Below are 12,525 nucleotides of genomic sequence, written 5' to 3'. Positions count from 1 at the left end.
TTATGGAAGATTTTGAAGATAGTACCCGTCCAATTAATCCGCTTAAAGATGCAAGTTCGCTAAATGATTTCAATGTGACTGCTGTTTTAAAGCGCGATGTTTTTTCCGAAACACGGGTTGGCTATTTTACCGGTGATCCTGAAACACGTATTGTGCGCCGTATTGTTACCGCTTCGCCATGGTGGTCACGACCTTTGGCATGGATTTTAGCAAAGCGTGAAATTAAGGCATTGCATAATATACGCGGTCTTACTGGTGTACCGCAGCTTATTGCAGTCGATAAGCATGGGCTTTACCGTTCTTGGAGTGAAGGTACACCCTTGCATCTTGCCCGCCCTGACACAAAGCATTTTTATAAAACTGGCCATAAAATATTACGCGATTTGCGCCGCATTGGCGTCACTCATAATGATCTAGCTAAACCGCAAAACTGGTTGATGACGCCAGAGGGTGATGCATCCTTAATTGATTTTCAATTAGCAAGCTTTCATAAGCGGCGCGGTGCGTTTTACCGTTATTTGGCCTATGAAGATTTTCGCCACCTTATCAAGCAAAAGCGCAGCTTTGCACCAGATTTGATGACACCTACCGAGTGGCGCATTTTGCGTAAACGGTCATGGCCTTCAGCCCTTTGGTTGGCAACGGGTAAAAAAGTTTATAATTTTGTTACAAAGGGCCTATTTAACTGGTCTGATGGTGAAGGCACTGGCGATCGCTTGCAATCGCAAGGGCCAGAAATTCGCGCCGTTTTAGCAGATAATCCTGATATTAAAGACGTGGCAATTTCCGTCTATTCATTGCCTGCAAAGGGCGTTGGTCTTTATGTCTTTGCCGAAACTGATAATCTTGACGAAAAGCAAATCCGCAATCTTTTAAAAGGCCAAAAGGTTGAGGCAGTGCAGCCAGTTACAACGCTACCGCGCAGTGAAACTGGTGAAATTCGTGATGATCTATTGCGCTTAATTGCGATGAATGAATTGGGCGAGTTGGATGACATGCTTATTCGTGAGCCGCAATTGCGTGATATTATTCAACTCATTGTAGATGAACGTAAAAACTTTACCGATCGGCGCGTTTATGAATTTGAAAAAGAGCGCAGTGAAAGCTAGATTTTTATTGTCTACCTCAAATATTTTACAAAAAAGCTTTATGAAAGAATGCCGCTTGTGAATAACAGCGGCACGGCGACATTTATTAAGACAAGCCTCTTTATTGTACATTTAATTGCTGACTATTTTCGGTTTTTTTAGAAATAATATAAGCTATGTTGACATATTGTTCACAAAAAACGCACTTATTATTCGTTTGAAATAGGGTATATCCTAATTTTAATAACCACAATTAATCTGTGGCTTTTTAAAATTGCATCTATAGGATATTTCGACCATGTCAAATCACTCGCAAACTAAGCTTTTAGGCTATAGCACTGGTGCTATGATATTGCATTGGCTTATCGCTGCGCTTATTTTGTTAAATATTGCGGGTGGTTTCTTAATGGTACGTCTTGGCGGCATTTCAGATAGTACACGCTTTTATGTTTTCCAATGGCATAAAACTCTAGGTCTTCTAGTATTATTTTTAACCCTTGCTCGTATTGCATGGCGTTTGATGAATAAACCACCTAAAAAAGGTCCAATGTTAAAAGTTGAAGCATTGGCAGCAAGTGCAGTTAGTATTTTTTTCTATGGGCTAATGCTTGCGGTGCCGCTTTTAGGGTGGGTTGTTGTTTCTACAACCACAGTACGCATTCCAACATTCCTATTTTTAAGCCCATCTTTACCTTGGCCAAACCTGCCATTTTTGCGGAATGAAGCTTTTTCCCACCTTGCATTAAATGCCCATATGCTGCTTGCCTATGCCTTTGTTCTTTTGTTGTTTTTACATGTTGCAGGTGCAGTAAAGCATTCCCTTATTGACCGTCAAGCGGAGTTTTCACGTATGTTGCCCACCAAGCGTCTTGCGCATTTAAAAGCTAAAGCATTTAGCTGGCCTGTTATGTTGTTGGTTGTTATTGTGCCTGCATTAATTGGCGTTATCATTGCACAACGTCAAACCATTAATCAGTTGGAAAATCAAAGCGCTGCTTCAAGCGCAGCACCAATTACCAGTCAATCAAATGCTGGTAATTGGGTTATCAATATGGATAAATCAACACTTGGCTATAGTCTTGATTTTTCCGGCGCAGCAAAACAAGGTAAGGTTGGCAACTGGCATGCTGATGTGACATTTGCACCCGACCAACTTGATAACGCCAAGGCCGAAATCATTCTTGTTGCAAGTTCAATTAGTTATGAAGATTCTTTTGTGTCGGGTAGTATTGCGGATCCTGATGGGCTTGACCCAACGAAATATCCCGAAATTCGTGTTTTACTTCATAAATTTAGTGCCGATGGGGAAAATTTCCTTGGCAAAGGTACAATTACTATTCGTGGTGTGAGCCAGCCAATTGAAGTACCATTTAGTTTCACTAATAATAATGGCATTGCCAAAGTTTCAGGAAGTGCCAAGATTGAACGCCTATTATTTGGAATTGGTGCGCAAAATGATGGTGATGGTTCCTGGCTAGGTAAAGTGATTAATGTTAACTTTTCGCTAGAAGCTGAAGAAAAGAAATAATCCAAAATTAAAAATTAAAAATATGCCCCTTATTTTGTGAGGGGCATTTTTTTACAAATATATGAAAATAAGGCTAATGATAGCTTATTGTCAGATCATAGGCTTTTGGTTCCCAGCGCGTATTATAGGGCTTGTTTAGCAATGAGCAAACAATTTGCCCAAGCGTCATGTCAAGATGGGTCATAGCGGCTTTGGCACCACTGTCTAAGCGATTACTGTCTTCTACAAATTGTTTAAATGCATGTTTTTGCTTGGCAAGATGATAAACTAGCATGCGCCCCAAATCGTAAGCAAGCTCTGCTTTAGTGGAATGACTATAGGCGTCACCAGACCAAAAATTTTGAATAGTTTGGTGGTCCCAATAGGCTATATGCTTTTCATAAAGTTCAACAAGATATTCAGCCGGTGGCGCATTTTTTGCAATAACGCGCTCAACATTAACCGCAAGCCCTTCATCAAGCCACAGCGGTAATTCAAGGTGCGCTAAGTGGTAATGGGTCATTTCGTGAATAATGGTTGGTTCAGCTAAAGTTAATCGCGTTTCATTGGTAACAAAATGCGGTAGCACTGATTTTATAAAGACGCCAGCACTTAAAATTGTTTGTCCTTTGCCACTATTATATTTGCCAGTATAATTATAATACTGCTCCCCTTCATTGATCATAATTGAAAGGAGATCGCCAAAGGCTGCTGTAAGACCCGGTAAAGCTTTTAAAACACGCTCTCGCCCACTTTTTAAAAAATCCATAGTTAGCTTTATGATACGCTCATTTTGACTGGAGAGTAAAAAGACTTCATCGCTTTGATAAAGCTTATAATCAATGCCCAAACTATCGCGCAAATGCAGCAACCAAAAAATTGTCAATTGGCGGTTGAAATCTTGCAGTTCAGCTTGATTAAGCAAATCCTGCATATGAATGATGGATTGCTCTTTAAGTAGAGGATAATTATCCCGAAATGTTAAAATATTTAACGCTTCTGTTTTGATATCTTCATCGAATATGAAGATATTGGGTGCAGATTGATCAATGATTTTTAATGTATTTTTCTGCGTTAAAGCCTTTTTATTAAATAATTTTTTTAAAAAATTCATAAGAGTTCCCGCAATATCAATTGAAATTAATACTAAACAATAAAATGATAGATGTTTATTTACTATTACGCTCATTAAGTTATTTAATTTTTTGTATTGCTGCAAAACAAAAGTCAATTTAAATTTAAAAAATAGCAATTCCAAGTTGCATAATTCCTGAACTATTTTATAGTTAAGATTTGTGATATTTAGGGCTTACACCAAATTCTTTACGAAAGGCCGTGGTAAAACTTGCTGGGCTATCATAGCCAGTAAGATAGGCGGCCTGCGATACTGCAATGCCGCGGGTCTCTAGTAAAATTCGCGCTTTTTCTAGCCGCTCTTTACGAATAAAGTCAAAAATCGTCACATGATAATGGGCTTTAAAAGAGCGCTGCAGGCTTGATATATTCGCCGCCATAGCCTTTGATATTTCGCTCATTGTTAAGCAATCGGTCAAATGCGTAAGCAAAAAATCACGGGTTTTTTCTGCCAAGTCTTGGTCGCGCTTGTTGATTGGTTTTATACCATTTTGACTATTTTTGCTGGTAACAAAATGAGTGCACGCTTCATAAATTATATCCATACCAAGGGCATTATTGCGCAAATTCATCAATTCACTATTCACGCAATGGGTTGGCGTAATAATTTGCTCGGCGGCAGCGATAATTCTATTATTAGGCGCAAAAGAAAAATGATTAAGGTGGCCTTGTAAAAAATCTGTAATCAAAGGCATATCGGGCGCATTTTTGTCAAAAACAGTTTCAACCCAAGGTAAAGGCGCAGAGATCAAAACTTTTTTTAATGGAATTTGGCTATCATTAAAAAAGCGAATTTGACTAAACTGTGCAATATTTATCATAAAGGTAATTGGTGAATTATTTTTAATATTGCCAGCATCAATGCAAAATAATTGTCCATCGATTTCAAATTTTTGGCTTCCTGTAAAGAAAACCATTATCATGAATTTCGGCCAAATTTCATGGTAATTTTCGTCCGAACTGCACGATGTAACGCCATTAAGGCTACCTACAAAAATATGCTGTGGCACTTTTTTTACAAAATTCATGAGCCAATGCCGTTATTGAATAATTATTTGCCGCCTGCGAACAATAATATTTGGGTGACGGTGTAAACTTTACGCTTATACTTGATAAAGTCAATCAAGTTTGATCAAGTTTCTGATAAGGTCAGAAAATAGATCGGGGTAAAAGATGAAACAAAATATAAATCGCGTCAAAAATCTTCGGCATATGTCAGCCTTAGTTGTCGCTCTAGCAATAAGCTGTAGTTTTGCGGCAATATCAAAAGCACAAGAAAATTTGGAAAATAATCAAGCGCTTGATACAATTGTTATTAATAGCGAAAGCGATGATGGTGTTAAAACCTATGTGGCGCGCCAAAGCACGTCGGCCATGAAGACCGATACGCCGATTAGTAAAACGCCACAAACTATCAACATTGTGACAAATCAACAAATGCAAGATCAAGCGGTGCAATCGGTTGCTGAAGCATTAAGATATTCCCCCGGCGTTTTTGCCGAATATCGTGGCGCATCTAATCTGCGCGATGAAGTTTTTGTGCGCGGTTTTTCATATGTGCCAATTTATCTTGATGGGCTATTATTATCGGGGGATTCTTCCTATGCGCAAATAAATCCATATTTACTTGAAAGAGTGGAGTTAATTTCGGGGCCTAGTTCCGTTTTATACGGGCAAACCAATCCCGGTGGTCTCGTTAATGCTATATCCAAAAAACCAACCGATATGCCATTACGTGAAATGGAATTATCCATTGGCAATCGCGACGCTTATGGACTGTCGTTTGACCTTAGCGATAAGGTTACTAAGGATAGTCATTTTTCTTATCGCTTAGTTGGCACGGGGTTTACAACAGATCTACAAGAGCAATTTGCCCGAAAAAAAGGCTTTGCAATAGCACCTTCACTTCGCTGGGAACCAAATGCCCAAACGACCTTAACAATCTTATCTGGCTACCAATATGAACCCAAAGCAGGTTTTCGAAACTTTTTAGAAGCTGCCGGTACTGTAAAGCCGATTAATGGCTATGGTTATGTGCCGCGTAATTTTTTTGTATCTGATCCTAGTTTTGAACGTTTTAAAAGGCAGCAAGCATGGGTAGGTTATGAATTTGAACATGAGTTCAATGATATATTTACTGTCCGCCAAAAAATTCGTTACCATGAAATTAAAATGGACCAAAACCTATTGGTTTGGGGTTCATTAATGAATGATCCGCAAACAGGATTAAATACACTCATATCAAGGGTCGCCTCCTCTGGCCGCGACGAGTGGAAGCAATTTGCGGGTGATAATCAACTTCAAGCAAAATTTAATACAGGTGATTTTGAGCATATAATTTTGGCTGGCATTGATAGCCGCTATCGTAAGCGCAGTTACGTTTGGCAGCGTAATCGCAATGTACCTTCCATCTCACTAACTGACCCAATTTATGGTGACTATGACTTTAATAATATTGATATGCCTTTGAGCAGTTTTGAGCACCTATCAGCACGCCAAACAGGAATTTATTTACAAGACCAAAGTGCCTTTGGACGCCTTAATCTCATGGGTGGTATGCGCTATGACTGGGCTAATACCAATATTGATGATTACTTAAATGAAAAAAACTATCGCTATAAAGACAAAGCTTTCACATGGCGTTTGGGCGCACTTTATGCCTTTGATAATGGTATCTCGCCTTATGTTAGTTATTCGACCTCATTTGAACCATCATTGACCACTCCTAAAGGCGGGCAGGCGGCTTTTGATCCTGTCGATGCTAGACAAATTGAGGTTGGAATAAAATATGTGCCAGATAGCTTACCACTCGCCCTGACAGCTGCCTATTATGATTTAACCCAAAAAAATATTGTTCAAGGCTCATGGAATTCTCAATTAGCTGAAACTCTTTATCAACAAATTGGTAAAGTTCACAATAAGGGTTTTGAATTATCAGCGCGGGGTGAGGTTACGCAAAATTTCGCGCTTATTGGTTCATATTCCTATGTTAAGTCAACTATTGAAGAAACAATTACAGCAAGCGAGCTTGACAAAACACCATCACGCATACCGCAGCATCAAGCAAGCCTATGGGCAAATTACGATTTTAATAAAACAAAATTGCGGGGTTTAAAACTTGGCGGTGGATTGCGCTATATTGGTAAAAGCTGGGGAGATAATCAAAACACCTTTGAGGTTGATTCAACTTTGCTTATTGATGCAATGATTTCCTTCGATTTTGGCGAAATAAAACCGGAATTACAAGGACTGTCTTTGCAAATAAATGGCAAAAATCTTGGCAATAAAAAATATGTTGCATCATGCGCCAATAATTTCGCATGTTTTTATGGCGATGGCAGAACACTTACCGCTAGCCTTAAAAAGACATGGTAAATGCTATGATGTTTAAAGCTATTACATTACCTTTGTTATCAGCAATTTTGGTCTTATCCTTACCGGTTTTAGTGCATAGCCAAGACTTACTTTTGCAAGAATATTTAAAAAAGGGCGAAAGTCGTACTTTACCATTAAAAGGTCAAAATGGTGATTACGTTATTTTAGAAGTTGGAAGCAAACAAGGCTGCTTTGAGCTCAATATTATTGATAATCATCATAATATTTTGCGCCAACTTGCCAGTGCGCAAAGCGGATCTATATCACGGCGCTTTATTTTAGATAAGGCAACTAAGCTTGAACTAACAATTTTAGATGAGGGAGATTTTTCAGCCGCGGCGCGATTTTTAGCGCCGCAGCCAAAGGCAGTTTTACCAAGTGACAGCGAGATCTATTTAAGTCCTTTAATTAAAAATTTGGCGAAATCTGCCGATGAAAACAACAATGTTTTGCAATTTTGGCAGCAACAGAAGCATAAAGGAACACCGCTTATTGAAAAAGGGAAAGGCGATAGATTTATTTTGACCTTTCTTTATTATGGTGCCAAAAATAATGTTCGCTTATTCGGTGCACCCTCTGGCGATCATGAGGATTTATTGCGCCTTGGTCATAGTGATCTTTGGTATAAAAGTTTTGAAGTGCCAAGCGATACGCGCTTAACCTACCAGCTTGCTGCTGATGTTCCTTATATTGAAAGTGATGCGCGTGAACAACGCATGGCGATTATTGCAACTGCTAAGGCTGATCCATATAATCCGCAGCACTTTCCTGCACATGCGATTGATGCCTATAGTCAAGAATCTATCATTGAATTGCCCAGTGCCGAACCTCAACCCTTTATTCATGAACAAGGGGCAAAAAAAGGGAAAATTACCAATTATAATTTTAAAAGCAATATCTTAAAAAATGAACGCATTATTAGTATTTACCAATCGCCCAATGTCGATAAAAATAGTAAGCCATTATTATTATATGTTTTTGATGGTCGTGAATATCAAACCAAAGTAAACCTTCCGCAAATTTTAGATAATATGATTGCACAAAAAGCAATTGCCCCGATCATTGCGGTATTTATAGAAAACCCTGATCGGGAAACGCGAGCAATTGAATTGCCTGCTAACCCAGATTTTGCCGATTTTATGGCTAAAGAATTATCACCTTTTATCCATGAAAAAACTGGCTTTACAATAAAGCCATCTCATACGGTTTTGGCAGGCTCAAGTTATGGCGGGTTGGCGGCTCTGTCGGCAGCGCTACGTTATCCGCAATTATTTGGCAATGTTATAAGCATGTCAGGTTCTTATTGGTGGCATCCAAAGGATGCTCCGCTTGAGGATAATGAATATATAGCGAGCCAAATTTCTAAAAATCTTAAACCTCATATTAAGGTGTTTTTATCTGCGGGCCTATTTGAAGGGGGACATAGCGGAGGCACCGCATCCATACTCGATGCAAACCGCCATTTGCGTCATGTCTTAACGGCAAAAAATATTGAAAATTTTTATCGCGAATATGCAGGCGGGCATGATTATATTGTTTGGCAAGGGGCTATTTCAGATGGGCTTATTGCCTTATTTACCAAATAAAATCATGATGATTTAAGTTTCCAACAAAAGTAGCGGCCAAGGGATCATTGACCGCGGTTTGAAGTATTGCTTACGAATAAAAATTTTAAACGATAGTGGCATCGATAAAGCCATTTTCAATATCACCGCTTACCAAAATACCATGTTCTGTGAACATTTCGTTTTCACAGGCGAACCAAATTTGAAACTCAACCATATTATTAATATCAACGGTTGTTAATCGTAGAGTTTCAACAAAAGTTGTTTGGTTGATAGGGACTACTTTACTATTAGCCTCATCACCTTCTTCTTTGGCCCAGTCAGCTGCTTGTTGCGCCCATTCATTGGCAAGGGGTAACAACTTGTTGCAGGCAAAGGTTTTTGCTTCCGCTATTTTTGTTGAGTTTGGACCAGCAAGATAATCTAACTCCTCCAAGAATTCACGTGACGGAATTTGAAAACAACAATCAGGTATTTCATTGTCTAACCAACTTTCAAAAGCGTCCATTTGATAATCATATTTAAAGGTCCCAAAATATGGGTCAGTAAATTCCCTTTTATCTTCATCATCAAGCATCACTTATTCCCTTTATAAAAATTTGAAAACCTCACTTATATACACCTTGCATTTGAAAGCCTGAAAGAGAGGTATGTCATTATTTATCATCGTTCGTCTTGATCATTTGATTTTTTAAAAATCAAATGCGCTCAATACAAAAAAGAGTGCTCATTGATCTTATCAAAAAACACTCCTTTAATATTTATGTCAATCTTAGGCTATTTAAGCAAAACTACATGCCTTGCACGCCGCGATTCATCGCAACAATACCCGTGCGACAAATTTCGATAAGACCTAATGGGCGCATGATTGAAATAAATTGATCGATTTTTGACGATTTTCCGGTTATTTCAAAAATAAAATGATCAACGGTGGCATCAACGACTTTGGCATGAAACGCATCGGCAAGGCGCAAGGCCTCAACGCGGTCAACACCTTTGCCGGACACCTTAACAAGTGCAAGCTCGCGCTCGATCGGTGCATCTTGACGCAATTCCTTAGCGCGCTCCTCAAGGTCGATTACGCGGTGAACGGGCACGATGCGTTCTAATTGATGGCGAATTTGGTCAATAACATGCGGTGTTGCGCGTGTTACCACCGTGATGCGCGATAGGTGTTGCTCTTGCTCGGTTTCAGAAACAGTAAGGCTCTCAATGTTATAACCACGACCGGAAAATAGGCCGATGACACGCGCAAGAACGCCGGGCTCATTATCAACCAAAACCGCTAATGTGTGCTTTTCCAAGGGATCATTATCAGCCTCGATGAAATAAGCTGAACCGAATTTAAGACTTTGGGTATTCATGGTCTTATTCTTTCTAGCAAATGCTATAAATAGGTTTTGAAAAACAGTGTTGGCGCCAAATTGATCAGCGCCAAGGCTTTTGTGTTTCAATATTAGACGAGTGCGCGTCCTTCGCTATCAATGGCGTTGGCTACAGCTTCATCGGTTGCTTCATCTGGCAAGAGCATATCATTATGCGCGCGCCCTGATGGTATCATCGGGAAACAATTTTCAAGCGCAACCACATTACAATTGAAGATAACTGGACCATCAGTCTCGATCATTTCAATGATTTTATCATCAAGTTCGCTTGGTTTGCTGCATTCAATGCCTTTTGCGCCATAGGCTTCAGCTAGTTTCACAAAATCTGGCATAGCCTCAGTATAGGAATTGGAAAGGCGGTTGCCATGCAATAATTGCTGCCATTGGCGCACCATGCCCATATAATGATTGTTCAAAATAAATACTTTTACCGCAGCATTATGTTGGATAGCGGTACTTAATTCTTGAATGTTCATCTGGATAGATGCGTCACCTGCAATACACATAACCAAATCATCAGGATGGGCAATTTGCACACCGATTGCCGCAGGAAAACCATAGCCCATGGTGCCAAGCCCACCTGAAGTCATCCAATGCTTTGGTTTGTCAAAACCAAAATATTGCGCCGCCCACATTTGATGTTGACCAACTTCAGTGGTGATATAGGGGATGCGTTCCTTGGTAAGCTCGTAAAGGCGCTCAATCGCATATTGCGGCATGATGACATCGCGGTTTTCGCGATAGGCAAGTGAATTGCGGCGGCGCCATTTGTTAATTTCTTGCCACCATTGCGCGCGTGATTGTGCATCGGGTTTTGGTTGAACTGCGCGATAGCGGCGCATCAAGTCTTCCAATACGCGGGCAACATCACCAATGATTGGCACATCAACACGGATATTCTTATTAATAGATGACGCATCAATATCAATATGGATAATACGGGCATTGGGCGCAAAAGCATCAACGCGTCCAGTGATGCGGTCATCAAAACGCGCACCAATCGCTACCATAACATCACAATCATGCATGGTCATATTCGCTTCGTAAGTGCCATGCATACCAAGCATGCCAAGCCAATTTTTACCAGTTGCCGGATAAGAGCCAAGCCCCATCAAGGTTGACGTGATAGGAAAATCACCAAATTCCACCATTTCGCGCAATAGGCGAATCGCATCGGGCCCAGAATTCACGACGCCGCCGCCTGAATAGATTACAGGCCTCTTTGCTTCTGCAAGAAGCTGAACCGCATATTCAATGGCAGTAGCATCGCCATCAAGCACGGGCTGATAGCTAGTGCGCGGCATAGATTTTGGTGCTGTGTAAATACCTGTTGCAAATTGAATATCTTTTGGCACATCAATAAGCACAGGTCCGGGGCGGCCAGTGCGTGCAATGTGAAATGCCTCATGGATTGTTTTTGCAAGATCATTTACATTTTTCACCAACCAATTATGCTTGGTGCAAGGACGGGTAATGCCAACGGTATCGGCTTCTTGAAAACCGTCTGTGCCAATTAATGAAGTTGGAACTTGTCCTGAAATACAAACAAGGGGAATAGAATCCATTAAAGCATCTTGTAGTGGTGTGACGGCGTTAGTTGCTCCAGGACCCGATGTTACCAGCATGACACCGACTTTACCTGTTGAACGAGCATAGCCTTCCGCAGCATGTCCTGCTGCTTGTTCGTGGCGAACCAAAATATGTTGGAATGTTTCCTGCTGGAAAATTTCATCATAAATTGGAAGTACAGCACCGCCCGGATAACCGAAAATATGTTCGACACCTTGATCAATAAGCGCCTGAACTACGATTTCCGCCCCTGACATTTCCTGCCCATCTCTTGTCTTTTTCGGTTTTTGGTCGTTTATCATTGCTGTTACTCGTTTTTTGCTGATATTAAAAATAAAAAAGGCTCCCTTGTGGGAGCCTGGTTTTGCGCATGGGAGGCTTGTGCCGGGTGGTTACACCACCAGCTCCATGCGCATCCACACCACAAGAATAATAAGAAACTTTTTCATGAAAATAGCATATTCGCGTAATTTCCATTCGTCAATAACTATTTTTATGTAATTTTATTATTTGGATAAATCTATTCTGCATAAAATAAGTTTATATTTCTGCTTGATGATAAACGACATAATTAAAAAGTGAACATTCAATATGTACTCTTACCATGTCGACTTTTTACGAAGCTAAGTTAAAAACCAAGTTTTTTTAACATTTTGCTAAATAGGTAAGTAAAGCTTTCAAAGTTTGGGGTGTACCATAAGCCATAATTCCTTCATAGGTCTCAAGCTCTATTTTAATTTCTTGATTATCAATACAAAATAGCCATGTCTCAATTTCTTGAGATCCCGCAACCCCCCAATCATGTTTTACAAGAGTAGCATTTTTATCATGCAAATATCGTTTGATTTTTAATATTAATGCTTTATCTGCTTCACTGCCAAGATTGATTGCATTCATAATTA

At 39.9% G+C, this 12,525-nt stretch carries 10 protein-coding genes; 4 read left to right on the top strand and 6 right to left on the bottom strand.

What is annotated here, in order from left to right; genetic code table 11:
* Window positions 1-2: 2 nt before the first annotated feature.
* Window positions 3-1,109 carry a serine/threonine protein kinase gene (locus N6A79_RS09375; RefSeq protein ID WP_268545731.1) on the top strand — a complete coding sequence of 369 codons (1,107 nt, stop codon included), beginning with the start codon at window positions 3-5 and terminating at the stop codon, window positions 1,107-1,109.
* Window positions 1,110-1,386: 277 nt separating this feature from the next.
* On the top strand, window positions 1,387-2,616 hold the full coding sequence (locus N6A79_RS09370) for a cytochrome b/b6 domain-containing protein (RefSeq protein ID WP_268545730.1): 1,230 nt from the start codon (window positions 1,387-1,389) through the stop codon (window positions 2,614-2,616).
* A gap of 73 nt (window positions 2,617-2,689) precedes the next feature.
* Here N6A79_RS09370 and N6A79_RS09365 read toward each other — a convergent pair whose 3' ends face one another.
* Window positions 2,690-3,709 carry a hypothetical protein gene (locus N6A79_RS09365; RefSeq protein WP_268545729.1) on the bottom strand — a complete coding sequence of 340 codons (1,020 nt, stop codon included), beginning with the start codon at window positions 3,707-3,709 and terminating at the stop codon, window positions 2,690-2,692.
* Window positions 3,710-3,881: 172 nt separating this feature from the next.
* On the bottom strand, window positions 3,882-4,757 hold the full coding sequence (locus N6A79_RS09360) for a helix-turn-helix transcriptional regulator (protein WP_268545728.1): 876 nt from the start codon (window positions 4,755-4,757) through the stop codon (window positions 3,882-3,884).
* Between the two features lie 145 nt (window positions 4,758-4,902).
* Here N6A79_RS09360 and N6A79_RS09355 point away from each other — a divergent pair, with 145 nt between their 5' ends.
* Both N6A79_RS09355 and N6A79_RS09350 read left to right on the top strand, forming a co-directional pair.
* Window positions 4,903-7,104 carry a TonB-dependent siderophore receptor gene (locus N6A79_RS09355; RefSeq protein ID WP_268545727.1) on the top strand — a complete coding sequence of 734 codons (2,202 nt, stop codon included), beginning with the start codon at window positions 4,903-4,905 and terminating at the stop codon, window positions 7,102-7,104.
* Between the two features lie 5 nt (window positions 7,105-7,109).
* Window positions 7,110-8,690, top strand: coding sequence for an esterase family protein (locus tag N6A79_RS09350; protein ID WP_268545726.1), 1,581 nt, complete (start codon window positions 7,110-7,112; stop codon window positions 8,688-8,690).
* Between the two features lie 85 nt (window positions 8,691-8,775).
* Here N6A79_RS09350 and N6A79_RS09345 read toward each other — a convergent pair whose 3' ends face one another.
* From N6A79_RS09345 to N6A79_RS09330, 4 genes are all read right to left on the bottom strand, one after another.
* Window positions 8,776-9,246, bottom strand: a complete 471-nt coding sequence (locus N6A79_RS09345) for a DUF2262 domain-containing protein (RefSeq protein ID WP_268545725.1) — start codon at window positions 9,244-9,246, stop codon at window positions 8,776-8,778.
* Between the two features lie 214 nt (window positions 9,247-9,460).
* The gene (gene ilvN, locus N6A79_RS09340; protein WP_182417364.1) at window positions 9,461-10,033 is read right to left on the bottom strand and encodes an acetolactate synthase small subunit; all 573 of its coding nucleotides are present in this window, start codon (window positions 10,031-10,033) and stop codon (window positions 9,461-9,463) included.
* Between the two features lie 92 nt (window positions 10,034-10,125).
* Complete coding sequence (locus N6A79_RS09335; protein WP_268545724.1) at window positions 10,126-11,925, bottom strand: acetolactate synthase 3 large subunit; 1,800 nt, start codon at window positions 11,923-11,925, stop codon at window positions 10,126-10,128.
* A 343-nt stretch (window positions 11,926-12,268) separates the two neighbouring features.
* On the bottom strand, window positions 12,269-12,520 hold the full coding sequence (locus tag N6A79_RS09330) for a hypothetical protein (RefSeq protein WP_268545723.1): 252 nt from the start codon (window positions 12,518-12,520) through the stop codon (window positions 12,269-12,271).
* Window positions 12,521-12,525 lie beyond the last annotated feature (5 nt).

This window comes from Bartonella sp. HY761, from assembly GCF_026743145.1.
GTDB lineage: Bacteria > Pseudomonadota > Alphaproteobacteria > Rhizobiales > Rhizobiaceae > HY038.
This window is presented reverse-complemented; position numbering and strand designations above follow the sequence as displayed.